Source organism: Pseudomonas fluorescens, from assembly GCF_902497995.1.
In the GTDB taxonomy this organism is placed as follows: domain Bacteria; phylum Pseudomonadota; class Gammaproteobacteria; order Pseudomonadales; family Pseudomonadaceae; genus Aquipseudomonas; species Aquipseudomonas fluorescens_BK.
Window position 1 is genome coordinate 26741 of record NZ_CABVII010000033.1, and the last position, 24805, is coordinate 51545.

Here is a 24805-nt window from a genome sequence, read left to right on the forward strand (position 1 = left end):
AATCCCGGAGCTGCAGTACATGACTTCCCTCACGGTCACGGCACCGCTCGCCGAGGCCAGCCCGGCCGCCGTCGTCGCGCCACCGGTGTTCGGCCCGCGAATCATCATCGGCCTGCTGGGCGTGTTGCTGGCGGTGCTGGTGTCGGGCCTGAACGAGATGGTGACCAAAGTTGCCCTGGCCGACATTCGCGGCGCGCTGGCGGTCGGCTACGACGAAGGTACCTGGCTGGTCGCCAGCTACGCCGCGACCTCGGTAGCCGCCATGGCGTTCGCACCCTGGTGTGCGGTGACGTTTTCGTTGCGGCGGTTCACCCTCTGCGCGATCAGTGCGTTCACCCTGTTGGGCGTGTTGTGCCCGTTCGCCCCGAACTACGAAAGCCTGCTGGTCATGCGCACTCTGCAAGGCCTGGCCGGTGGCGCGTTGCCGCCGATGCTGATGACCGTCGCGCTGCGTTTTTTGCCGGCTAACGTGAAGCTATACGGTCTGGCCGGTTACGCCCTGACGGCCACCTTCGGTCCCGGCCTCGGCACTCCGTTGGCCGGGTTATGGACCGAGTATGTCGGCTGGCAATGGACCTTCTGGCAAATCATCGCACCGTGCCTGATTGCCATGGTCGCGGTGGCCTACGGCTTGCCCCGGGATCCGCTGCGCCTGGAGCGTTTCAAACACTTCAACTGGCGCGGTTTGCTGCTGGGTTTCCCGGCGATCTGCATGCTGGTGATCGGCATCCTGCAGGGCAACCGGCTGGACTGGTTCGAGTCGAGCCTGATCTGCGGATTGCTCGGGGGCGGGCTGTTGTTGCTGGTGCTGTTCCTGATCAACGAATGGTCGCAGCCGATGCCGTTTTTCAAGATACAGATGCTCGGTGTCCGCAATCTGTCGTTCGCCTTGCTGACCCTGGCCGGGGTGCTGGTGGTGCTGTTGGCGGTGATCATCATTCCGTCGAGCTACCTGGCTCAGGTCCAGGGTTATCGCCCGGTGCAGACCGCGCCGATCATGCTGCTGGCGGCACTGCCGCAGCTGATCGCACTGCCTTTGGTGGCAGCGCTGTGCAACCTGCGCTGGGTCGATTGTCGCTGGGTGCTGGGCATGGGTCTCTGCATGCTGGTGCTGTCGTGCATCGGGGGTTCGCAGCTGACGTCGGTATGGATTCGCGACGATTTCTATGCGCTGCAACTGCTGCAGATCTTCGGTCAGCCCATGGCAGTGTTGCCGTTGCTGATGCTCTCCACCGGCAGCATCAGCCCCCTGGAAGGGCCGTTTGCCTCGGCCTGGTTCAACACCGTGAAAGGCCTGTCGGCGGTGATCGCCACCGGTGTGATCGAAGCGCTGACCACCTCGAGGCTGCACTTTCATTCAACCATGTTGGTGGACAGCCTCGGTAACTCGCCCTTGGCCGACAGCGACAGCGCGGGCCTTGCCCATCGATTGCATGAACAGGCCGTGGTGCTGACGGCTTCGGATCTTTATCTGTGCATGAGCGGCGTCGCCCTGGTGCTGATCCTGCTGATTTTCTGGCTGCCGACGCGGATCTATCCACCGCGCGCGCCGACTTGAATGCTCCACTGGAACAGAAGGTTGTTATGACGACTCAAGCAAAGCAAAAAGTGGCCATAGGTGCCGTCGCGGTGGTGGCGGTCGGTGTGCTGGTTTATCTGCTGGTGCCGGGGATTTTCGCCCAGCGTACGCACCAGAGCACCAATGACGCCTTTGTCTCGGCGGACTTCACTCTGGTGGCGCCGCGCGTGGCCGGGTTTATCAAGGATGTGCTGGTGGAAGACAACCAGCAGGTCAAGGCCGGGCAGCTGCTGGCGGTCATCGATGACCGCGATCTGCGCGCCGCCGCTCAGGCCGCCGACGCCGAGACACTGGTGGCGAGGGCACAACTGCAAAATGCGCGGGCGACCCTCGAGCGTCAGACTTCGGTGATCGCCCAGGCCCAGGCCACCGTCGTTTCCGCCAAAGCCGAGATGGCCTTCGCCGAGCATGAATTGAACCGCTACAACCACCTCGCCGGGGTCGGTGCCGGTACGGTGCAGAATGCTCAGCAAGCACGCACGCGCATCGATCAGGCCAGCGCGCGGTTGGCCAACGCCACGGCGGTACTGGCCGCGGAACGCAAGCAAGTGGAGATCCTTGCCGCTCAGCGCGACGCGGCCGACGGTGGATTGAAACGGGCGCAAGCGGCGCTGGAAATGGCCAGTTATGAGTTGTCCTATACGCGCATCGTTGCGCCTCAGGACGGCATGGTCGGCGAGCGTGCAGCGCGCGTCGGTGCGTACGTCACGCCCGGGAGCAAGATTCTGGCGGTGGTACCGCTCGCCCAGGCTTATGTGATCGCCAATTTCCAGGAAACCCAATTGACCGACGTGCAGCCGGGACAGAAGGTGCAGGTAAGCGTCGACAGCCTAGGCGGCGAAGCCTTGCGCGGACGTGTCGAGAGCATCGCCCCGGCTACCGGCGTGACCTTTGCCTCAATCAAGCCGGACAATGCCACCGGTAATTTCACCAAGGTTGTGCAGCGGATTCCGGTGAAGATTGTTCTGGAGTCTGGGCAACCGCTGGCTGAGCGGTTGCGGGTGGGGATGTCGGTGGAGGCGAGGATCGATACGGCAAGCGCTGGCGAGCGTGAGGTTGCGCAGCGATGAAGATTTTTGTCGACTGTTCTGACGCCTTCGCGAGCAAGCTCGCTCCCACAGGGGGCTGCGTCGTACCGGATAGAGTGGGCGCCACAGATAAAATGTGGGAGCTAGCTTGCTCGCGAAGAGGTCGGCTGCCTCAACTAACTTTTTGCGCCTTGCTCGTGATGAGCCTTTCAGCCTGCACCGTCGGCCCGGATTTCCAGAAACCCCAGGCGCAACAAATCGCCGAGTGGTCGAAACCGTCAACAGCCGCCGCCAGTCAAGCCATCACCGACACCATGGACGAACGCTGGTGGCAGGTGTTCGACGACCCGAAACTCTCGGGCCTGACCCAGAGCGCCCTGACCGACAACCTCGACCTGAAACTCGCCAGCAGTCGCTTGCAACAAAGCCGCGCGGCACGTCAGGTGATCACCGCCGAGCGCTATCCAAATACCGCCGCCACGGGCAGCTACGGGCGCAGACGCAACAGCGGCGAAGGCTTGAATGATCCGTCGGGCAACAACGGCGACTCGGCGTTCAACGTGTGGGACGCCGGCTTCTCCGCGTCCTGGGAGCTGGATTTCTGGGGTCGGGTACGCCGCGAAACCGAGGCCGCCGACGCCACTCTGGACGTCGCGGAAAACGACCGCCGCGGCGTGCTGATATCAGTACTCGCCGAAACCGCCCAGGACTACATTCAGCTACGCGGCGTGCAAAGTACCCGCGTCGTCACCGAGCAGAACCTCGACGTCGCTCGCCATAGCCTGAAACTCTCGCAGCTGCGCCTGGCCGGCGGGGTCGCCACCGATCTGGATGTCGCCGAAGCCGCCGCGCAGGTCGCCGCCATCGAATCGCGCCTGCCGGCACTGGAGCAGCGTCAGTCGCAACTGATCAACGCCCTGAGTCTGCTGATGGGCGAGCCGCCGCAGGCGTTGCATGCCGAGTTATCCACAGACGCTGCGGTGCCGCAAACCCCGCGCCAGGTTGCCATCGGGCTGCCGTCGCAACTGGCCGAACGCCGCCCGGACATCCGCCAGGCCGAAGCCCGCCTGCATGCCGCTACCGCCAGTATCGGCGTGGCCAAGGGCGATTTCTATCCGCGGATCACCCTCTCGGGCAGTGTCGGCTCCCAAGCCATGCAACTGAGCGATTTTGGTTCCTGGGGCTCGCGCTCATTCGGTATCGGTCCGCAGTTCAGCCTGCCGCTGTTCGATGGCGGACGCTTGCGCGGCATGCTGCATCTGCGTGAAGCACAACAGCAGGAAGCGGCACTGGCCTATCAGCAAACCGTACTGCGCGCCTGGCATGAGATCGATGATCAGCTGTCCGCCTACAACGCCAGCCAGCTGCGCCGGGACCGCCTTGCCGAAGCCGTACGGCAGAACCGGATCGCCTTGCGCACTGCGCAACAGCAATATGTGGAAGGGGTGGTGGATTTCGTCAACGTCCTGACCGTGCAAGGCGAGTTGCTGGCGACTCAACAACAGTGGGTCGAAAGCTCGACCGGGGTTTCGCTGGCGATGGTCGGGTTGTACAAGGCGTTGGGCGGGGGATGGGAGTCGGTGTATCCGGCGGTGGAGACGGCGCAGCGTTAAGGTTCGTCGGCGTGAACCGAAATAACGACCGACGCTGGAACTGCTTCACCTCACTCCTTCGACGACAAGTCCGCCATCCCCTTGAGCAATTCGATCGGCAGCGGGAAGACGATGGTCGAGGTCTTGTCCCCGGCAATCGAACTCAGCGTCTGCATATACCGCAGCTGCATGGCACCCGGCTGGCGGCCCAGCATTTCGGCGGCCTGCATCAATTTTTCCGAAGCCTGCAGTTCGCCTTCGGCATGGATCACTTTGGCCCGACGTTCCCGCTCGGCTTCGGCCTGTTTGGCAATCGCGCGAACCATCGATTCATTGAGGTCCACGTGCTTGATCTCGACGTTGGCAACCTTGATGCCCCAGGCGTCGGTCTGGGCATCGAGCACTTGCTGGATATCGACGTTCAAGCGCTCGCGTTCGGCCAGCAGCTCATCCAGTTCGTGTTTACCGAGCACCGCTCGTAACGTGGTCTGAGCCAGTTGGCTGGTCGCCATGAGGAAGTCTTCAACCTGGATGATCGCCTTCTGCGGATCGAGCACGCGGAAATACAGCACCGCATTGACCTTGACCGAGACGTTGTCGCGAGTGATGACGTCTTGCGGCGGCACGTCGAGGACCACGGTACGCAAGTCGACGCGAACCATCTGCTGGACCACTGGAATCAGCAGGATCAGGCCGGGGCCCTTGACCTGCCAGAAGCGCCCGAGCTGGAACACCACTCCGCGCTCGTATTCGCGCAGGATACGAAAGGTCGACCCCGCCAGTGCAATCAACAGTAACAGCAGCGCGGCAAAACCCAGTTGCAAGCCCATGGCTATTCTCCACCCGGCGCCGCGTCAGCCGCGGCCACTTCCAGCAGTAGTCCCTTGCGTGCCACCACCCGGACCTTTTGCCCGGGTTGCAGCGGTGTGGTGCTGAGTACTTGCCACTTTTCCCCTTGCAGATGCACCCAACCGTTATAGGCATTGCCGGCCAGCGACATCACCGGGGTCACGCTGCCAACCAGTCCGGCGTCGCCACTGACGTTTTCGCGCGGTCGGGTTTTCAGGGCGTGGATCAGCAGGAAGATCAACAGCAACGCACTGATCAGTCCCAGACCGATCATCAATGGAACAGGCACCTCGGTGTTGGTCAGAATCACCGCGCCGATCACGAACATCACAATGCCGCCCAAACCGATTACGCCGTAATTGGGCAAGGCCGCCTCGGCGATCAGAAACGCGATGCCAAAGGTGATCAGCCAGATCCCGATGGGGTTGGGCATCAGCAGGACAACCGTGTCCGCGGCGAAGACCGATCCGCTCAAGGCCAACGACAGCGCAACCGCACAGCAACGAATGTTCACTTGACCCTCCGGGAGAGTCATCGATGGTTCTTTATACAGTCTAGCTGAGCTATGAATTGTACGAATTTTGATCAGTTGTCGACTGCGTCCGACGGGCAGATTTCCCGCCGGATTCCCCCAGCGGGCCTAGACTTTCAATGGAGAGAAAAGCTTTAACCATAGTCCGCCTGACACTGTTGCGGACACCGAGGTGCATCATGCGTATGGCAAAAACCGTGCAGAACAGCCTGGACAAGGCGCACTGCGAATATGACATTGTTTCTCATCCGCACTCGGCCAGCAGCCTTGAAACCGCGCGGCTCGCGGGTATCCCTGCCGAACGGGTGGCCAAGTCGGTGATCCTCGACGACCAGCACGGGCATTTTTTGATGGCTGTGCTTCCGGCGAGTCGTCACCTGGACCTGAGTAAAGTCCGTGGCGGCAACGAATGGCAGATCACCCGGGAAAGCACCCTGCCGCACCTGTTCGACGACTGCGAACGCGGTGCCGTGCCTGCCTTGGGTGAGTCCTATGGAATGGACATGCTCATCGACCCAATGCTGACCCGGCAGAAAGACATCTACCTTGAAGCCGGTAACCACAACAGCCTGGTACACATGAGCGTGCCGGAATATCTGAAAATGGTGCCGCATGCAGAGGTGTGCGAGCTGAGTCATTGAGTACGGCGGTGTCAGTTATGGCGCCTTCGCGAGCAGGCTCGCTGCCACAGGACTTTCGCATTTCCTGTGGGAGCGAGGCTGCTCGCGAATAATATTTCAGTCACCCAGGAGCCCCGACATGGAATCTCCAACCCACAGCTTGCCATCGCTATTCAAGCAACTCGGCCTCCCCGATGACGCCGAAAGCATCGATAAATTCATCGCCACCCACTCACCGCTCAAACCCGAATTGCACTTGGCCGATGCATTTTTCTGGACCAAGAGCCAGGCGGAGTTTCTGCGGGACGATATTCTGGATGATGCCGATTGGGCGGAAGTGGTGGATCAGTTGGATGTGCTGCTGAGGAAGGGGCGGGGGGTGTAAAAACACGTCCTGCCCGTATGAAATTTGTTACAAAACTTGACCAGCTTTCCCGACAAATGTCATATTGATAGTTAGCAAACTAACAGTGTGTGTTGTCCTTCGTGCCGAAAAATCTCGACGTGCTCCAGATGAACATCAGCAGTTCCATGGTGGTGGCCGCCAGGCATTGGCGCAAGATCTGCCAGGCCACGCTGGTCAACTGTGGAATCTCCGAAGCCTGCGCCGTCCCGTTGTTGATGATCGGGCGATTGGGCGAAGGCGTTCGGCAGGTCACGGTGGCGCAGGCGGCGGGGATGGAGAGTCCGTCGCTGGTGCGTCTGCTGGATCAACTGTGTCATGCCGGCTACGTCTGTCGTACCGAAGATGCCCATGACCGGCGCGCCAAATGCCTGAGCCTGACCGCGACCGGTCGGGAGGTGGTACAGGCGGTCGAAACCGAATTGGTGCGCTTGCGTCACGAAGTGCTCGAAGGCATCGAGCAGAGTGATCTGGAAGCGGCGTTGCGGGTGCTCAAAGCTTTTGAATTGGCCAATCACTCACCGGTGGCCAATCCTTGAACGGTTTTTTTACCGGCATGCCTCCGGCGCGGGACTGGTTCTACGGTGTACGCACGTTCGCGGCATCGATGATCGCGTTGTACATCGCCTTGCTCATGCAAATGCCCCGTCCCTATTGGGCGATGGCCACGGTTTATATCGTTTCCAGTCCATTTGTCGGCCCCACCAGTTCCAAGGCGCTGTATCGCGCTGTCGGCACCCTGCTCGGCGCCGCCGCCGCGGTTTTTTTCGTGCCGATGTTCGTCCAGAGCCCCTATGTATTGGTGGTGGTCATTGCGCTGTGGACCGGAACCTTGCTGTTCTTGTCCCTGCACCTGCGCACCGCCAACAGTTACGCCCTGATGCTCGCCGGCTACACCTTGCCGCTGATTGCCTTGCCGGTGGTGGATAACCCGCTGGCGGTGTGGGACGTGGCGCAAGCGCGCACTGAAGAAATCTTCCTCGGCATCGCCGTTGCGGCGGTGGTGGGTGCAATGTTCTGGCCAAGGCGGCTGGCGCCGGTGTTCAACGATTCGGTGAGCAAATGGTTTACCGATGCTTCGACCTACAGTCGGCGATTCCTCAGCCGCAACGTGCAGCCGGACGAGGTCAGCGCCCTGCGCTCATCGATGGTCGCGACATTCAACACACTGGAATTGATGATCGGCCAGCTGCCCCATGAGGGCGCGCGGCCGCAAACCGTGCGCAACACCAAGGAACTGCGCGGGCGCATGATTCACCTGTTGCCGGTGATCGACGCGCTCGACGACGCGCTCTATGCCCTTGAGCGACGCACGCCCGAGCTGCTGGCCAGATTCTCGCCGCTGCTGACTGCAACCGCCGAATGGCTCGACTACAAAGATGCCGATCTCGGCCGTTGGCAGGCACTGAAAAACCAGCTCGAAGCCCTGCAACCCTCCACTGAAGCCTTGGACGAGCGCAAGCAGCTGCTGTTTTCCAATGCCCTGTACCGCCTCGGTGAGTGGATCGATTTGTGGCAGGACTGCCGCAGCCTGCAATACGCCATCCAGTGCGAAAGCCAGGACAGTTGGCGCGCGGTGTATCGGCACTGGCGGCTCGGGCGGTTGTCGCCGTTTCTCGACCGTGGGCTGATGCTGTATTCGGCGGCGTCCACGGTCACCGCGATCATCGTTGCCTCGGTGCTGTGGATTCTGCTCGGCTGGACTGACGGTGGCGCCGCGGTGATTCTGGCGGCGGTGGCGTGCAGCTTCTTTGCCTCGATGGACGATCCGGCACCACAGATTTACCGGTTCTTTTTCTGGACGGCGATGTCGGTGCTGTTCGCCAGCCTCTACCTGTTCTTGATCCTGCCTAACCTGCATGACTTCCCGATGCTGGTGCTGGCGTTTGCCGTACCCTTCATCTGCATCGGCACCCTGACGGTCAAGCCGCAGTTCTACCTGGGCATGCTGCTGACGCTCGTCAACACCTCGTCTTTCATCAGCATCCAGGGTGCCTACGACGCGGACTTCCTCAGCTTCGCCAATTCCAATCTGGCCGGTCCCATGGGTTTGCTGTTCGCCTTTGTCTGGACCCTGATCGCGCGACCGTTCGGTGCGGAATTGGCGGCCAAGCGCCTGACCCGTTTCAGTTGGCGCGACATTGTCCGCCTCACCGAGCCGGCCTCGTTGGCCGAACACCGGCAGTTGGGCGTGCAGATCCTCGACCGACTGATGCAGCATCTGCCGCGACTGGCCATGACCGGCCAGGACACCGGTATCGCGCTGCGCGAAGTGCGCGTGGCACTGAACCTGCTCGATTTGCTCGCCTACACGCCGCGCGTGTTCGGCGTGCCGCAGGCGCTGCTGCACCAGGTGGTGGCCGAAGTCGGCGAGTACTTCAAGGCGTGCCTGAAGGCTGGCGAACGTCTGCCGGCGCCGAGTCCGTTGCTGATGACCATGGACCGCGCGCGTCGCGCCCTGAATCGCGATTGCGATGTCGGCGCGCGTCTGCACCTGCTGCATGCCCTGAGCGGGCTGCGCCTGGCGTTGCTGCCGGGTGTGGAGTTCGTCGGCACAGCCGAACTCGAAGAACCGCTGCCCCATGGCATCGATGGAGCGCCTTTATGATCGGTGATCTGGATATCAGCGGAGTGTTCCTGCCGACGCTGCTGGTGCTGATGGGTATTACGTACGTGTTGTACCTGTTGGTGCACGGGTTGCTCACGCGCCTGCACTTTTACCGTCTGGTCTGGCACCGGGCATTGTTCAACGTGGCTCTCTACGCTTTGCTGCTCGGCGCCGTGGACTCACTCAGTCGATACCTGATGACATGAAAAAACCGTTTTTGACCCTCGGTCGCGTGGTTCTGACCCTGCTGATCGTGACCTTCGCCGTTGTCGTGGTCTGGCGCATGGTGATGTATTACATGTTCGCGCCCTGGACCCGGGACGGGCACATTCGTGCCGACATCGTGCAGATCGCCCCGGACGTCTCCGGTCTGATCCAGCAGGTGGACGTACGCGACAACCAGTGGGTGAAACGTGGCCAGGTGCTGTTCAGCATCGATCAGGACCGTTTCAAACTGGCTCTGCGCCAGGCGAAGGCGGCGGTTGCCGACCGCAAGGAGACCCTGGCTCAGGCGCAACGGGAAGCCAGACGCAACCGCGGCCTGGGCAATCTGGTGCCGGGCGAGCAACTGGAAGAAAGCCAGTCCCGGGTGGCCCGGGCCGAGGTGGCGCTGATGGAGGCCCAGGTCGCCGTGGACAGTGCCCAGCTCAACCTCGACCGCTCGACCATCCGCAGCCCGGTGGATGGCTACGTCAATGACCGTGCGCCGCGCAATCAGGAATTCGTCACCGCCGGACGCCCGGTGTTGTCGGTGGTGGACAGCCATTCCTTTCACATCGATGGCTATTTTGAAGAGACCAAGCTGGAGGGCATTCATGTCGGCCAGAGCGTCGACATTCGAGTGGTCGGTGACCGTGCACGCCTGCGCGGGCACGTGGAAAGTATCGTCGCCGGCATCGAAGACCGCGATCGCAGCAGCGGCAGCAATCTGTTGCCCAACGTCAACCCGGCGTTCAGTTGGGTGCGGCTGGCCCAGCGGATTCCGGTGCGGATCGCCTTCGACGAGGTGCCGGCGGACTTCCGCATGATTGCCGGACGCACGGCCACGGTGTCGATCATGGACGATCAGACCCGGGAGCCCGCGCGATGAGCAAGGCCACGGGTTTGGCGGTCGCCGGATTAGGGCTTTTGCTCTCGGCCTGTCAGGTGGTTGGGCCAAACTATCATTTGCCGGAGGAAGCCGCCGTCCACCGTGAAGACCTGCAGGCTGATTTGGCAGTGAACGGCACGAGTGTCGCCTCCGCGCCGGTGCCCGGCGATTGGTGGCGTTTGTACCAGGATCCCCGTCTGGACCAATTGGTGCAGCAAGCCATGGCGTCCAATACCGACTTGCGGGTAGCGGCGGCGAATCTGTCCCGGGCCCGTGCACAGGTCGACGAAGCGCAGGCAGCGGGCGGCTGGAGTGGCGGCGTGAAGATCGGCGCCCAGCGTTTGCAGGAGTCCGGCGAAGCGTTCTTGCTGCCGGAGAAAGTGCCGGTGGCCAATGTCGGCGACATCGGCATTACCACCTCGTATCAGTTCGACCTGTTCGGTACGTTGCAGCGCGGGATCGAAGCGGCCAAGGCGAATGCCGATGCGACTCAGGCGGCTGCGGATACGGCCCGGATCACCCTGGTGGCCGACGTCGTCCGGGCCTATACCCAGGTCTGCGCGGCCAACGAAGAGCGGGAAATCGCCCAACATTCCCTCGACCTCCAAGCCCAGGGCACCACGCTGATCCAGCGTTTGCGTGACGCCGGGCGTGGCGATGAAACCCAGGTCACCCGCTCGCAAACCCAATTCAAGTCGTTGCGCGCCGACATGCCTCGCTATGAAGCGGCGCGCCAGGCTGGGCTGTTCCGCTTGTCGATGCTGCTGGCTAAACCGGTCGATCAATTGCCGGCCGGCACCAGCCACTGCGCCGAACTGCCGAAAATCGCCCAATTGTTGCCGGTCGGTGACGGTGCAACCTTGCTCAAGCGCCGTCCCGACGTGCGGCAGGCCGAGCGCCGACTGGCGGCCGCGACGGCCGGAATCGGTATCGCCACCGGCGAGTTGTACCCGGACATCAGCGTCGGCGCGACTGTCGGTACCGTCGGCATCCTGGAGAACCTCGGCAACCCGGCGACCAATCGCTGGGGCTTCGGCCCATTGCTGACCTGGACCGTTCCCTCCAACGGCTCCCGGGCGCGAATCCGTGAGGCCGAAGCGACGACCCAAGGCGCGCTGGCGCATTTCGACGGCGTGGTGCTCAACGCCATCCGCGAAACCCAGACCGGCCTGGCCCAGTACTCCGCCTTGCTGCAGCGGCGCGATGCCTTGGCGGATGCAGAGCAGTCGGCGCAACTGGCCGCAGACCAGACCCACCGTTTTTTCACCGCCGGTCGCGCCTCGTTCCTGGCCGACCTGCAAGCCACGCGCACGTATACCGACGTACGGGCGCAACTGGCCTGGGCCAACACACAAGTTGCGATGAGCCAGATCGATTTGTTCCTGGCGCTGGGCGGTGGTTGGGAAAGCGGACGAACGCAAGCCTCGAACCCCGGCAAACCCTGAGGCCGTTGCTATGCTTTGATTTGATGAGATCAGCTCGCTGAACTCATCGATCCAGGCACGCGTTGGTCATGGGGATACCAATAATGAAAAACCCTTATGCTCCCGGCTTTTGGTGCGCTATTGCAGCGTTGGTGCTGCTCTCGGCCACTTATTTCTACGGCATCATGCTGGCCCATCAGATCGACACGGCACTGATTTTCCTCGACAGCGCCGCCGCGCTGATTGCCGTGATGGCTATCGTGGTGGTGGCTGTGGCGACGCTCCAGGGGCAGCGCATCAAGAAAAGACAATGCGAACGAGGCAAGACCCTGGTGCTGATCTGGGACACCAAGGTGGCTTTGCGTCGTGTCGAAACGGTGTTTGACCGGTATTTCTGGGGCAGTTACTGGCAACCGGGGCGCACATTTCAGGAAGTGATGGGCGAACTCACCGGCACGCCGCTGGAAAAAAGCCTCGAAGCCCTGAAAAAACAATGCCTGGAGCTGGACAAGCAGATCGCCGAAGACGGCCGGCACTGGCTCAATAACGCCCGTGAACTCGCCGATGTCGCCACCGCCATGGCCCGGGAGCGCTATCAACTGGACTTCTGCGACCCGCGCGCGGAAGTGACGGGCGGGGCGGTGATCAATCGGGATTTTGAGGTGTTGGTTTATACCTGGACGGCGCGGCTCAAGAGCTTTGATCATCAGTTGGATGAGATTGAGGTTCAGTATTCCTGATTCTGTATTGGCAGGACTGACGCCTTCGCGGGCAAGTCGGATCGCCGCACCGCTCGCTCCTACAGGGTTAGCGTCGTGCGCGATATTCGTGAACGATACAAATCCTGTAGGAGCGAGCGGTGCGGCGATCCGACTTGCCCGCGAAGACGATCTCATGACCGCCGAAACTCTCTCCCCCACGCACAGTCCATAGACACTCTTTAACCTTTAATCATTGGGTCGCCCGGTGCGCCTGATGCTAATCTGCACTCCACTTTTCAGCGGAGTCGAGCCGTAACCCGTCAAGGGTTCAGGGAAGACGACCACACCTTCAACAACGGACATTGACTGGGTCATTCATGAATAAATCAGCAGGCGTGCTTCTGGGAATTGTCGTCGCCATCGGTGCAATCAGTGCCGGCGGTGCCTGGTACACCGGTACCAGGCTCGAAGGCGTGCTCAACACCTCGATCGCCGACGCCAACAAGGAATTGCGGGCCGCGCTGGTGGGTTCCAACGGCACGGCGTCCCTGGAACTGGTGTCGCTGGAGCGCAATGTATTCAGCAGCACCGCGCACTATCGCCTCAAGGGCGAAGGCGAGATGTTCGGCGAAACACCGGTAGAACTGTTATTCGTCGATCATATCGAACACGGTCCGCTGCCGTTTTCGCGTCTGATGTCGTTGAAGTGGCTGCCGGTCATGGCCACCAGTCACTACGAACTGGAAAGAACCCCGACCACCGAAAAATGGTTCGTCGCGGCCAAGGATAAATCCCCGCTCACGGGCGTGGTCAACCTCGGCTACGACCACTCCACCAACGGCACCCTGCAAATGCTGCCGCTGGACGTGGCACTGGATGACAAGTCCAACCTGAAGTTTTCCGGCCTCAACCTCGACGTCGCGGCCAGCGCCCAAGCGCAGAAGGTCAAGGCCAACGGCTACATGGACAGCCTGATGCTGACCACAGTAGCTGAAGACCAGACGCCAGTGAAGATTGAACTGAACGGCCTGACGTTGGCCAGCAACCTGGAAAAAAGCACCTACGGCTACTACACCGGCGAGAACACCCTTGAGCTGACCGACAGCAAAACCACCTTCGGCGCCAGGCAGTCGATACTGGGTTTCAAGAAATTCGAGATGAAGAACAAGACCGAGGAATCGGGCACCAGCGCTTCAGGGCGTGCCGATTACAAGGTTGGCGAAGTGTCCTTCAACGGCAAGACTGTCGGCTCTGCGCAGATGGCCATGAGCCTGAAGAACCTCGACATCCCGGCGACCCTGTCGCTGGTGCAGATCTACCAGACCAAACTGCAACCGTACGAGAAAGCCGCCGCCGAGGCCGCTGCCGCCGGTGAACCCGTGCCAGAACTGATCCTGACCCCGGCCGAAGAGGCCCAGGTCAAGACCGGTCTGGAGAAATTGCTGGCCGCTGGCCCGCAAGTCGCCCTGGAGAATCTGTCGTTCAACACCCCCAACGGTGAAAGCCGCGCCAATCTGGTGCTTGACCTGACCAAGCCCAAGTCCATGGACTTGCCACCGGATCAACTGACCCGGCAACTGATCGCCCTGCTGGACTTCAATCTGCAGGTGTCCAAGCCCATGCTCGTTGATTTGCTTAGCGTCCAGGGGCAAATCGACGGCCAGACCGACGCCAAGCTCATTGCCGACCAGGCCACCGCCACCGCCGACATGTTCGCCAGCATGGCGGTCGGTACCCAGCTCGCAAAACTTGAAGGCAGTAGCATCGTCACGAAACTGCACTACGCTAACAATCAGGTGGAGTTCAACGGCCAGAAAATGACGGTCGAAGAATTTGCCGGGTTCGTTATGAGTAAACTTGGGGGGACTGGGACCATCCAGTAAAACCGGGGCTTACATACCGAACGCCCGGCCTCTGCTCCAAGCAGACGTCGGGCGTTTTGCTGTCTGGCATTTAAGACGGGACGATGGACGGCGCCTGCAGTTTCATGAATCTGAACAATTATTGTGTTCCCAATTACCCAGCGAGCTCGCATGCAAGACTGCCCTCAATAAAGTTTGGCTGGGTCACTTGGACCAGCTTTCCGTTACGAAAGGGCAAAGAGGGCATTGCGGCCCGGCTGGCCATGTAAGGATGCTGACGTATGCCGAGTATTGTTGCCCCTTTTGCTCAACGTGGTATGCGACCGCTGTTTCGCGTCGCGTTGTGCAGCCAGTTGATCTGGCCGATGTTAGCGTTTGCCAATACCCCTTACGACGAAATGGTGCTCGATGCCCGAGCCGGCCACTACACTCCCGCGTTGACTGAGTTGCGTCAGGTGCCGGCGGGCCAGGCCACCGCCAGTCAGATCAGCGATCACTTGCAGATCGCCAGTTGGGCCGGCCTGGACGCCGAAGTGATCAGGGTTTATGAAATCAAGGGGCGCAGTCTGGACCTGCCGGTTGAGGCCTTGACCGCCACGGCGCGGGCTTACCGCAACCAGCAGCGCTGGGACGATGCGAACCGGGTCTACAACAAGGCCCTGGCCATCGATCCGGACAACCAGGAATTGCAGCTGGGGCTGGCACTGACTCAGGCCGACTCCAGCAAGCCCGATCAGGCGGTGACGCGTGCCAGGGCACTGGTGGCGGCCCAACCCGATGACGTCTCCCGCCGAATGGCCCTGGGCTACGCCTTGAACCGTGCCGGTAAACAGTACGACTCGTTATTCGAATACGATCAGGCGTTTGTCCGTGCCGGTAACAAGCCAGACGTCGCCAAGGAGTACGTGGGTGCGATGCAACGTGCTCATCTGCCGGAGCCGGCCCTGCGCCTGGCCCGTCAGCGACCCGGCTTGATCGATCCGGTCACGACACGTCACCTCGAAGGTGACCTGGCCGCAGAACGTGTGCGCCTGGCTGAAATGCCTACCCGCAGCGAAGCGGAGCGCTATGTGATCGCTGATCGGGCCTTGGCCGATTACGACAAATTGATTGCCACCTGGTCCGCGGATCCGCAAGCTCACGATGACGTCATCCGCTGGCGCATCGACCGCATGGGTGCCCTCAAGGCCCGCTCGCGCACCGCCGAGGTCATCAGCGAACACCACAAGCTGCAGGCCGAAGGTGTGGAAGTGCCGACCTACGCCCAGCGTTGGGTCGCCGCGTCCTACCTGGACCAGCGCGAACCGGAAATCGCCTCCGATATGTATCGTGAGGTCCTGCTCAAGCCGGATGCCGATCCTGCCACCCGTTCGATAGACACCTCCGCGCTTTACTATGCCTTGCTCGAAAGTGGCGAGGCCGACGAGGCGCGCGTAGTCGCCGAGGATCTGGCCAAAACCCAGAGACCGCGCGTCGAGCTCAAGGGTCTGCCTGGAGGCAACCCCAACGACGAATGGATGGACGCGCAGCAACTCGCTGCCCAGGCCGGGACTTACAGTTACGATCTGCCCCATGGCGAGGAGCGCCTGCAGACCTTGGTCGATCAGGCGCCGGGCAACGTCAGCCTGCGTGTGGCTCAGGCCGATCTGTACCTGGCGCGGGGTTGGCCGCGGCTTGCCGAGAGCAAGCTCAAGGAAGTCGAGGCCATGGACCCGCGGGACCTGGGCCTGGAAGTCGCCCAGGCCCATACCGCCACGGACCTGCAGGAATGGCGGCAGATGGATACGCTGACCGACGACGTGGTCGCGCGTTTTCCCGAGAATAGTCAGGTGCAGCGCTTGAAACGTCAGCGTGAGGTGCATGACATGTTCGAAATGCGTGTGGAAGCGTTCGGCGGCAAGACTTATGGCGGTGATGACGACAACGTCGGCGCGGTCAACGGCAGTCGTGATTTCGGCATCGAAACCACCCTGTACAGCCCGCCCATCGGTGAAGACTGGCGCGTATTCGCCGGTGCCGGTTATGCCGAAGGCGACTTCCAGGAAGGAACCGGTAACCATAACTTCCAGCGCGTCGGGCTCGAACGCCGGACCCGCGACTTGACCCTGGAAGCGGAAGTCTCCAACCATTCCTATGGCTTCGGTTCCAAACAGGGCGCGCGTCTGGCATTCGCCCATGACATCAACGATTACTGGCAGTACGGCGCCAGCCTGGAGTACTTCGCGGCGGCGACGCCGTTGCGGGCCCTGAACAGCGACATCACGGCCAATGGCGGCAGCGGTTTCATACGCTGGCGCGCCAATGAAAGTCGCGAGTGGAAATTCGCGGTCAGCCCGTCCCACTTCAGCGACGGCAACGATCGTGTCGAAGGCTTGCTCACCGGGCGCGAAGGCATCTACAGCACCTCGAAGGTGCAAGTCGATCTGGGACTGGAAGTCGCCGCCAGCCACAACTCCCTGTCTGACGACGTGCCGTATTTCAACCCCAAGTCCGATCTCAGCGTCCTGCCGATGATCAGCGTCAATCACAGGCTCTACGAGCGCTATGAAACCCGATGGAGTCAGCAGTTCCAGGCCGGCGCGGGTTCTTACACCCAGCAAGGTCACTCCACCGGAGCCATGGGCCTGTTGGGCTATGGCCAGCGTTACAGCTGGAACGACGTAGTGGAGGTTGGCGGTATGTTAAGCGCGATCAACCGGCCATTTGACGGAGAGCGGGAAACCGATCTGCGCCTGTTGGTCGACCTTACTTTGCACTTCTAGAGGGGTTTGAAAATGCCATTAATGTCGCGTTTCCTCCTCCTGCTGGGAGTGCTGTTGATCAGCGCTTGCGCCCAGCAAGCCCCGGCCTTCGCGCCGCCATCCGAACGTCCGGTGGCGGAAAACGAAACCCCGTGGCCGAAAAACCATGTACTCGGCATCGCCTATCACGATGTCGATGACAAAGACCCCGATCAGGCGGTGGTGGCCGTGCGCACCGAACGCTTGATCGAGCAGTTGGCCTGGTTACGGGAGAACGGCTACCAGCCGGTCTCCATCGACCAGGTCCTGGCGGCACGCAAAAGCGGTCACGATCTGCCGCCCAAAGCGGTCGTGCTCAGTTTCGACGACGGTTATGCAAGCTTCTATACCCGGGTGATGCCGGTGCTGCGTGCCTATAAATGGCCTGCCTTGCTGGCGCCGGTCGGTACCTGGGTCGACACACCGCCGAACCAACCGGTGGATTTTGCCGGCCAGCCGCGCAAGCGCTCGGACTTCCTGACCTGGGATCAGGTACGGGAGGTTTCCCAGTCCGGACTGGTGGAGATCGCTGCGCACACCGATGCCAATCACAAGGGTATCCTGGCTAACCCCCAGGGCAACCTGCAGCCAGCCGCCACAACCCGGCGTTACGATCCCGTCGCCAAACGCTATGAGACCGAAGCCGAGTTCGAGGCCCGTCAGCGTGCCGACGTCGCGGCGATCTCGGAGAAAATCTTCAAGGTCACGGGTAAAAAGCCGCGAGTCTGGGTCTGGCCGTACGGCGCGGCGGACGGCAGCTCGCTGCAAATCATCAATGATCAGGGCTATCAGATGGCTTTGACCCTCGAAGACGGGCTCGACACCGTCGATACCCTGATGAGCAGCCCGCGTTACCTTGTTTCTTCTGACCCGGACGGCCCGCGCTTCGCCAACAGCGTCGTCTCGGTGCAGGCGAAAAATACGATGCGCGTCGTGCACGTCGACCTCGATAACGTCTACGATCCGGACCCGGCCCAGCAGGAAAGAAACCTGGGTAAACTGATCCAGCGCATGTCCGACATGGGCGCCAATACGGTGTTCCTGCAAGCCTTCGCCGATCCGAAGGGTGATGGCCTGGTGCGTTCGCTGTACTTCCCCAACCGTCACCTGCCGATGAGTGCCGACATTTTTGACCGCGTGGCCTGGCAGTTGCGCACTCGGGCCAATGTCAAAGTCTACGCCTGGATGCCAGTGCTGAGCTTTGCCCTGGATTCGAAGCTGCCGCGAGTGACGCGCTGGGATCCGGAAACCGGCAAGACGTCGGTCGATCCGAGCCAGTACATACGCTTGTCGCCCTACGATCCGAACGTACGGCGCATCATTGGTGAAATCTACGAAGACCTCGCGCGCATGTCATCGGTGAACGGCATCCTTTTTCACGATGACGCAGTGATGTCGGACTTCGAAGACGCAGGCCCCGACGCCCTCAAAGTCTATGCCGCCAATGGTCTGCCCGGTTCGATTGCCGCGCTGCGCGCCGATCCTGCCGTGATGCAGCGCTGGACGCGTTTCAAAAGCCGCTACCTGATCGATTTCACCAAGGAGTTGACTGCCAAGGTCCACGCCATTCGTGGCCCGCAGGTGAGTACGGCGCGCAACATTTTCGCTGAGCCAGTCCTCAACCCCGCCAGTGAAACATGGTACGCGCAGAACCTTGATGACTTCCTCGTCACATACGACTGGACGGCGCCGATGGCCATGCCGTTGATGGAAAAGCAGTCGTATGAAGAGTCCCATGCCTGGCTCGAGAAACTGGTCGCCACGGTCAAGGCTCGTCCCGGTGCGCTTGATCGCACCGTGTTCGAGTTGCAGGCACGGGACTGGACGAAACAGGACGATGCCGACATCGACGGCGAAACACTGGCCGAGTGGATGAGAGTGCTTCAGCGTCAGGGTGTCACCAGTTTTGGCTACTACCCCGACAACTTCCTCGACAATCTGCCGGAGCTGAAAGCCGTACGGCCCGCGCTCTCTAACAAGTGGAATCCATAACATGCTGGATAGACTTCTGGCTCTACTCGTTCTGGCGATCGTCCTGGGGATTCCCCTCGGGCTGATCTTTTTACTCACTGGCCAGTTCCTGATGGACTTCGTGTTCTTTTATCCACTGTTCATGTCGGGACTGTGGATTGCCGGGGGACTCTATTTCTGGCTGCACTGGGAGCGGCACTGGCCGTGGAAAGAAGACACCTTGCCGCCACCGTTGGCTGGCGAGCCATTGATTTCGATCCTCATCCCTTGCTTCAACGAAGGTGACAACGTCAGAGAGACCATCCATTCGGCGCTGGCCCAGCAGTATCCGAACATCGAGGTCATCGCCATCAACGATGGCTCGAAGGACGACACAGGTGCCGTGCTCGACGCCTTGGCCATGCAGGATCCGCGTTTGCGGGTACTTCACCTGGCGGAGAACCAGGGCAAGGCTGTGGCCCTGCGCATGGGCGCCATTGCAGCGCGTAGCGAGTACCTGGTGTGCATCGACGGTGATGCGCTGCTGGCACCCAATACCGCTGCTTATCTGGTCGCACCGCTGCTCGAAAACCCGCGTCTCGGCGCGGTGACCGGCAACCCGCGGATCCGTACCCGTTCGACCCTGGTCGGCCGGGTGCAGGTTGGCGAGTTCTCCTCGATCATCGGTCTGATCAAACGCACCCAGCGGGTCTTCGGGCGGATCTTTACCGTCTCCGGTGTGGTCGTCGCTTTCCGTCGCACGGCCCTGCACCGGGTCGGCTACTGGAGCACGGACATGATCACCGAAGACATCGATATCAGCTGGAAGCTGCAAATGGATCACTGGAGCATTTTCTACGAGCCCCGTGCGCTGTGCTGGATCCTGATGCCGGAAACCCTGGGTGGTCTATGGAAACAGCGTCTGCGCTGGGCCCAGGGCGGTGCGGAAGTGCTGTTCAAGAACATTCGCGGCATCTGGCAGTACCGTCATCGTTACCTCTGGCCGTTGCTGTTCGAATACTGCCTGTCCACCGGTTGGGCGTTCACTTTCCTGCTGTCGATGATTTTCTGGTTCGTGGGTCTGTACGTCGCGTTGCCGGAAGTCATCGCGGTTCACCGACTGTGGCCGCCGGCGTTTACCGGCTTGTTGCTGGCAGTGGTCTGCCTGATGCAGTTCGGGGTCAGCCTGATGATCGATCGCCGCTACGAACGAGGCTTGGGCAAGACCATGTTCTGGGTGATCTGGTACCCGTTGGTGTTCTGGTTGGTCAGTTTGCTCACCACCCTGGTCAGCTTTCCGAAAGTGCTGTTCCGCCTACATCAGAAACGTGCGCGCTGGGTCAGTCCGGATCGCGGTATTCGGCCGCTTGGTGCCGATGAAGAGGAGATCGTCAAATGAGAATTATTACAACTCGGCAGCGGCCAGTGCTTATTATGGTCGATGCCTTTTTCACCGTCCTGGCGTGGGCCGGATTCCTGTACTTGTTGGTCCTGGGTCTCTTGCCATTGATCGCCAGCCTCGACGGTCCCCGGTTTGGCGCTTCAGCGTACGACGCCCTCGGCACCCTGCAGATTTATTTATGGGTGGCGGCATTCAACGCCGTGGTCCTGATCGGTTGGGCGCGTTATCAACAGCGTAAAAGCAAAAGCTTCGCCCAGCGTCGACTGCCGGCCCCGGTCGTCGACGATCTGAGTTTGAGCAAAAGCTTCAAGCTGACCCGCGAACGGCTGCAAAAATTGCGCAGTCCAGGTTCGATGACCATTCACAATGATCATGATGGCGATATCTCGCAGGTCATCAGCCACTTCTTCACTATCGAATCCCGGCAACCGCTCTCCCTGCAGATCCTGGAGAATCCAAAAGTGGTGCGCCGTCCATCCGACGATGACGAAGGCAAAGAACCGTTGACCCGGGCCTGAGGCTGACACGTTCCCCCGGGGTGAATGACACCGATCCCCGGTAGGAGCCGGCTTGCTGGCGAAGGCGGCGGCACATTCGGTAGATGTGTTGATTGACAGACCGCTTTCGCTGCGGTGCGGCGATCCGACAAGCCAGTTCCTACAGAGGATTTACATCCCGAATCAGCCGCCACGCTTCATCCACCGGCAGCGGCTGTTTCATCCGTTCAGCGAGCATCGCCATCGCCCGCTCTTCATCACAGGCAACCGCCGCCGCCACTACTCCGTTCTTGCAAAACAGGCCGATAAAGGGCGGATGATACGGGTCGCCCTTGAATTCGACTTCGTCCCAGGCCTCGGCATGGCCCAGGTAGTCGTAGTTTTTGCCGAAGTGCCAAGTCCAGAAAAACGGCACGTCGAGGTAATGCTCGTCGCCGCCGAGCATGTTTGCCGCCGCGATCCGCGCCTGTTGCTGTGCCAGGCGCCAATGCTCGATCCGCTGAGGCTGGCCATTGAGCGGGAAGGTCGCGATATCACCGGCGGCCCAGAGCCCATCGGTCACGCGCATACCGCCGTCGACCGTCAGTGACTGATCTTTTTCCTTGGGCAAATCGGCAAAGGGGCCGGTTGCCGGGCTGACGCCAATGCCGACCAGCACCAGGTCCGCTGGCAAACGTTGACCGTTGTCCAGTTTCACCGCTTCCACCTTGTCGGTGCCTTCAATCTGCGCGGCTTCGCTGTCGGTGTGGAATACCACGCCGTGGGCCACATGCCGGGCACGAATGGCCTTGCCGACCGTGTCACCCAATTGCTTGGCGAAGGGTACGGCGTGGCGGGCCAGAACGGTGACGTCCAGACCGTATTCGCGCAGGGCTGAAGCAGACTCCAGGGCAATGAAACTGTCGCCGATGATCACCGCTCGCTGGCCAGGTTTCGCAGAGGCCAGAATCCGCTGCGCCTGATCCTTCGAGCGCAGCACGAAGACTTGCGGCAAGTCGGCACCGGGCAGTGTGAGCGGGTTGGGCGTACCGCCGGTGGCGAGCAGCGCGGCGTCATACGCCAGCGACTGACCGTCAGCCAGTCGCAGGGTTTTATTCGCAGCATCCAGGCTGGCCACTTCACCCTTTATTCGCTCGATCCGCTGCTCGTGGTAGAAGCTTTCATCACGCAGCGCAGGGACTTCCTCCGGCGGCATCTCACCGGCGATCACGAATTTGCTCAGCACTGTGCGGTCGTAGCCGGCGTCGGCTTCGCGGTCGATCAGCAGCACGCGGCCGCCGAAGCCTTTTTCGCGCAGCGCCGCGGCTGCGGCCGTACCCGCGGCACCGGCACCGATGATCAAGAACGTGCGCTCATCGTCAGCCGGCGGTGTGCTGCCAGCGGGCAGCGACCGGTCGTCGACCCAGACCTCGTCATCGCGCAGTTCAAGCGGATAGCGTTTGAGACTGTCCAGAGACGGCGGTTCACACAGCGCACCGTCTTCAATCCGGTACGCTGCCTTGTGCCAAGGGCAAATCAGGCGCCCATTACACAGCGCGCCCTCGGCCAGCGGCGCCCCGGCGTGGGGGCATTCACCCTGATAGGCGCGCAATTGATCGCCGACTCGCAGCAGGACGATTCTGGTGTCCGCAATCCGGACTTCCAGGCCACGGTTCTCGGGCACATCGGCGAAACGGGCAACGCGGTGCAGGGCCATGATCGCTCTCCTGACGGACGTTTCAGTTAAGAGTCCTGGGTTTCTCCCGAGGTTCAGCCAATTCCCGCTGCCACGGCACGAACGGTCCGGCTATAGTTTGCACGCCGACCACGGCCCCACCCGCACAAGGTGCTCCGGTATGACCCGATTGACCTCACTGAACCCTTGGCTGGCGGCCGTTGCAGTCGCCCTTTGCGTGCAAATTCCGGCGCAGGCCCAGGAGCGCTTCACCCTCAGCATTCCCGGTGTTTCGGACAATCGGCTGTTCACCTCGGCAGCCGCCAGCGATGCTGCCGGTTGTGGCGGCAAGAACCAGTCTCCGGCCTTGAGTTGGAACGCCGGTCCCTCGGGCACCTTGAGCTACGCCATCGTCATGCACGACCCGGACGGCCAGAAAGGCCTGGGTGTCGACCACTGGATTCATTATGGCATCAAGGCCACGACCCACCAGATCCCGGCCGGTGTCGGCGCTAAATCCGCCCTCGAAGGCGTGGGTGGCAGCAACAGCAAAGGCACTACCGGCTACGTTGGGCCCTGCCCGCCAGTCGGCGACAGCTCCCACCACTACATCATCCAGCTCTATGCCCTGGACCTTGCACCAGACGCCTTGCCCGCCGGCCTGAGCCGCGCGCAGCTGATGGAAAAAATCAAAGGCCATGTGTTGAAAAACAGCAGCGTGGTGCGGCGTTATCACCGCTGAAGTTTTTTCACTTCGGATTGGAATTGAAGACGAACTGAAGAGAAGAGCGGTCGCCCATTTGGCATCGACACCTGAAAGCGCGCACTATCAGCCCATAGCCGATGCGTTGGAGGATGCCGTGGCACAAAAAATCGACCGCATCGCCCAAATGCTCAATTGCCCGGTAAAGGGTGAGGAACTGCGGCGAGCAGTGACTGAGAGTCGTAAGGAGTTTCTTCTGGCCAAGCAGGAAGAAGAGGCTCTTGAGGAAGACGTCCTTGATGAAGAGTTGATCGAAGACGAAGACGACGACGATGAATACGACGAGTTCGACTGGACGACCGAATGAAAAGAGCGCCTCGGCGGTAAACGCCAACCTGTCGGGTAAACGCTGCGCCATTGTAGGAGCAAGCTTGCGCGCTGAAAAAACGCGTCGCCCCTGAGTCCATCGTAGGAACGCCTCCCGGAGCAAGCTGCCGAAACGGTGTGCGCAGAGCTTTACGCACTCGTTGATGGCATTGAAGCGGAGCAACGCAGCACTTAGCTACTCTTTCAAATTGCGGATCTCGACAAATCAGGACCCGCAATTTGAATGGTGGGTTGCCGCTATTCTGTGGTTTTTTCCTTCCGGGGCGCTGGTCCTCGCGTCAGCACTTTCACCACATCATCAACCAACGCCTTACTCAGCGCCGTCAAATAGTGCGCAGCCCAAGCGTGACGATCGCTTTCTCTGTCGTAGGCAGCATCTTTGGACAGTGCTTTGGCAAGGAACAGAAAATCGGAAGCCATGCCTAACGCATCGCTTAGAGGCACGCCGCGAGTGACGTGGAACACCGCCTGATCCGAGCAGTAGATGGCAGGTGTTAAACCGATGGTTTTCAGCTCTGATTGGTCAGTCATTTGTCACCTCCATTGGAGGAGGTGCGGTGGGAGTGCGATTGAAGATCGCGTTGAAGGGTAAATCGAATTTCGGACGGATTTGTGTTGCGCATGGTCTAGCTCCTTGACGAGGAACTGCCACTTTTTCGTTACCAAGCGAATAGGTGGCAGCTGTGCGCAGGTTGGTAAACCGGGAGTCAAGGAATCCGGCACGCCCGAAGACGTCCCACGCACAGCCGCCATAACTCAAAATTACGGGCATAAAAAAACGCCTGCAAATCTGATGGGGGCGCTGTTGCGCTCAACTCTCGGGTTACCAAGCCCGGTCGCTGAATTGGCAGCGACGGCGGAAGGGTATCGTGCAGGCTGATCTCCTGCAACCTTGAAATTGGTATGAGGTGCGATGGTTGCTGGAAGAGCGTCAGCAGCAATTTTGGCGCACTAGCCATGAAAATCACCCAAAAAATCGAACGGATCTGGCCCAAACCGCCGAACCGAACTGTCAAGTTTTCCTTGATGGTTGCCTCTGCGTTCATATGGTCACGACTACTTATCGGTAGTTGACGAGACGTCCTCAACTTTTATAATCGCCCACAACACGGCCCCTGTCGGTTGATGCGCTTCGGTGCTGAGA

The 24805-nt window shown here is 60.9% G+C and carries 23 protein-coding genes; 18 read left to right on the forward strand and 5 right to left on the reverse strand.

Annotated elements, in window-relative coordinates; genetic code table 11:
* The first annotated feature begins 19 nt into the window (after positions 1–19).
* From F8N80_RS27785 to F8N80_RS27795, 3 genes are read left to right on the forward strand one after another with little or no spacing between them, the layout of a single operon-like run.
* On the forward strand, positions 20–1558 hold the full coding sequence (locus tag F8N80_RS27785; protein ID WP_150785150.1) for an MFS transporter: 1539 nt from the start codon (positions 20–22) through the stop codon (positions 1556–1558).
* Between the two features lie 26 nt (positions 1559–1584).
* On the forward strand, positions 1585–2649 hold the full coding sequence (locus F8N80_RS27790; protein ID WP_150785151.1) for an HlyD family secretion protein: 1065 nt from the start codon (positions 1585–1587) through the stop codon (positions 2647–2649).
* Positions 2646–4220 (forward strand): efflux transporter outer membrane subunit, encoded by a 1575-nt coding sequence (locus F8N80_RS27795; protein WP_150785152.1) that lies wholly within the window; start codon positions 2646–2648, stop codon positions 4218–4220. The genes F8N80_RS27790 and F8N80_RS27795 overlap by 4 nt, the downstream gene beginning before the upstream one ends.
* Positions 4221–4270: 50 nt before the next feature.
* Here the strand turns inward: F8N80_RS27795 and F8N80_RS27800 are convergent, their stop codons facing one another.
* On the reverse strand, positions 4271–5029 hold the full coding sequence (locus F8N80_RS27800) for a slipin family protein (RefSeq protein ID WP_150746422.1): 759 nt from the start codon (positions 5027–5029) through the stop codon (positions 4271–4273).
* Between the two features lie 2 nt (positions 5030–5031).
* Positions 5032–5562: an NfeD family protein gene (locus F8N80_RS27805; RefSeq protein WP_150785159.1), complete on the reverse strand. Its 531-nt coding sequence runs from the start codon at positions 5560–5562 to the stop codon at positions 5032–5034.
* A 197-nt stretch (positions 5563–5759) separates the two neighbouring features.
* Between F8N80_RS27805 and F8N80_RS27810 the strand changes: the two genes are divergently transcribed.
* From F8N80_RS27810 to pgaD, 13 genes are all read left to right on the forward strand, one after another.
* Positions 5760–6221, forward strand: coding sequence for an aminoacyl-tRNA deacylase (locus F8N80_RS27810; RefSeq protein WP_150746423.1), 462 nt, complete (start codon positions 5760–5762; stop codon positions 6219–6221).
* Between the two features lie 118 nt (positions 6222–6339).
* Positions 6340–6585: a DUF2789 domain-containing protein gene (locus F8N80_RS27815; protein WP_150746424.1), complete on the forward strand. Its 246-nt coding sequence runs from the start codon at positions 6340–6342 to the stop codon at positions 6583–6585.
* A 128-nt stretch (positions 6586–6713) separates the two neighbouring features.
* Positions 6714–7142 (forward strand): MarR family winged helix-turn-helix transcriptional regulator, encoded by a 429-nt coding sequence (locus F8N80_RS27820; protein WP_150785153.1) that lies wholly within the window; start codon positions 6714–6716, stop codon positions 7140–7142.
* The gene (locus F8N80_RS27825) at positions 7139–9211 is read left to right on the forward strand and encodes an FUSC family protein (RefSeq protein WP_150785154.1); all 2073 of its coding nucleotides are present in this window, start codon (positions 7139–7141) and stop codon (positions 9209–9211) included. The genes F8N80_RS27820 and F8N80_RS27825 overlap by 4 nt, the downstream gene beginning before the upstream one ends.
* Entirely contained in the window at positions 9208–9417 is a 210-nt protein-coding gene (locus tag F8N80_RS27830) for a DUF1656 domain-containing protein (RefSeq protein WP_150746427.1), read from the forward strand. The genes F8N80_RS27825 and F8N80_RS27830 overlap by 4 nt, the downstream gene beginning before the upstream one ends.
* A complete protein-coding gene (locus F8N80_RS27835; protein WP_150785155.1) occupies positions 9414–10301 on the forward strand; it encodes an efflux RND transporter periplasmic adaptor subunit in 888 nt (295 codons plus the stop codon). Before F8N80_RS27830 ends, F8N80_RS27835 begins: the two co-directional genes overlap by 4 nt.
* The gene (locus tag F8N80_RS27840; protein ID WP_150785156.1) at positions 10298–11746 is read left to right on the forward strand and encodes an efflux transporter outer membrane subunit; all 1449 of its coding nucleotides are present in this window, start codon (positions 10298–10300) and stop codon (positions 11744–11746) included. Before F8N80_RS27835 ends, F8N80_RS27840 begins: the two co-directional genes overlap by 4 nt.
* Before the next feature lie 83 nt (positions 11747–11829).
* On the forward strand, positions 11830–12465 hold the full coding sequence (locus tag F8N80_RS27845; protein WP_150746430.1) for an NADH:ubiquinone oxidoreductase subunit N: 636 nt from the start codon (positions 11830–11832) through the stop codon (positions 12463–12465).
* Positions 12466–12803: 338 nt separating this feature from the next.
* Entirely contained in the window at positions 12804–14309 is a 1506-nt protein-coding gene (locus tag F8N80_RS27850; RefSeq protein WP_150746431.1) for a YdgA family protein, read from the forward strand.
* Between the two features lie 260 nt (positions 14310–14569).
* On the forward strand, positions 14570–17050 hold the full coding sequence (pgaA, locus tag F8N80_RS27855; protein WP_150785157.1) for a poly-beta-1,6 N-acetyl-D-glucosamine export porin PgaA: 2481 nt from the start codon (positions 14570–14572) through the stop codon (positions 17048–17050).
* A gap of 12 nt (positions 17051–17062) precedes the next feature.
* Positions 17063–19060, forward strand: coding sequence for a poly-beta-1,6-N-acetyl-D-glucosamine N-deacetylase PgaB (gene pgaB / locus F8N80_RS27860; RefSeq protein ID WP_150746433.1), 1998 nt, complete (start codon positions 17063–17065; stop codon positions 19058–19060).
* 1 nt (position 19061) lies between these two features.
* Complete coding sequence (gene pgaC / locus F8N80_RS27865) at positions 19062–20417, forward strand: poly-beta-1,6-N-acetyl-D-glucosamine synthase (protein ID WP_150746434.1); 1356 nt, start codon at positions 19062–19064, stop codon at positions 20415–20417.
* Positions 20414–20938 (forward strand): poly-beta-1,6-N-acetyl-D-glucosamine biosynthesis protein PgaD, encoded by a 525-nt coding sequence (gene pgaD / locus F8N80_RS27870; RefSeq protein ID WP_150746435.1) that lies wholly within the window; start codon positions 20414–20416, stop codon positions 20936–20938. Before pgaC ends, pgaD begins: the two co-directional genes overlap by 4 nt.
* 139 nt (positions 20939–21077) lie before the next feature.
* Here the strand turns inward: pgaD and F8N80_RS27875 are convergent, their stop codons facing one another.
* The gene (locus tag F8N80_RS27875; protein ID WP_150785158.1) at positions 21078–22613 is read right to left on the reverse strand and encodes an apoptosis inducing factor family protein; all 1536 of its coding nucleotides are present in this window, start codon (positions 22611–22613) and stop codon (positions 21078–21080) included.
* Positions 22614–22752: 139 nt separating this feature from the next.
* On the opposite strand from F8N80_RS27875, the gene F8N80_RS27880 reads away from it, so the two are divergent.
* Together F8N80_RS27880 and F8N80_RS27885 are read left to right on the forward strand one after the other, a co-directional pair.
* The gene (locus tag F8N80_RS27880) at positions 22753–23313 is read left to right on the forward strand and encodes a YbhB/YbcL family Raf kinase inhibitor-like protein (RefSeq protein WP_150746437.1); all 561 of its coding nucleotides are present in this window, start codon (positions 22753–22755) and stop codon (positions 23311–23313) included.
* A gap of 58 nt (positions 23314–23371) precedes the next feature.
* Entirely contained in the window at positions 23372–23641 is a 270-nt protein-coding gene (locus F8N80_RS27885) for a hypothetical protein (protein ID WP_224790771.1), read from the forward strand.
* A gap of 257 nt (positions 23642–23898) precedes the next feature.
* Here F8N80_RS27885 and F8N80_RS27890 read toward each other — a convergent pair whose 3' ends face one another.
* A complete protein-coding gene (locus F8N80_RS27890; RefSeq protein ID WP_150746439.1) occupies positions 23899–24192 on the reverse strand; it encodes a DUF3077 domain-containing protein in 294 nt (97 codons plus the stop codon).
* Positions 24193–24368: 176 nt separating this feature from the next.
* The gene (locus tag F8N80_RS31295) at positions 24369–24707 is read right to left on the reverse strand and encodes a hypothetical protein (protein WP_191632999.1); all 339 of its coding nucleotides are present in this window, start codon (positions 24705–24707) and stop codon (positions 24369–24371) included.
* Between the last annotated feature and the right edge of the window lie 98 nt (positions 24708–24805).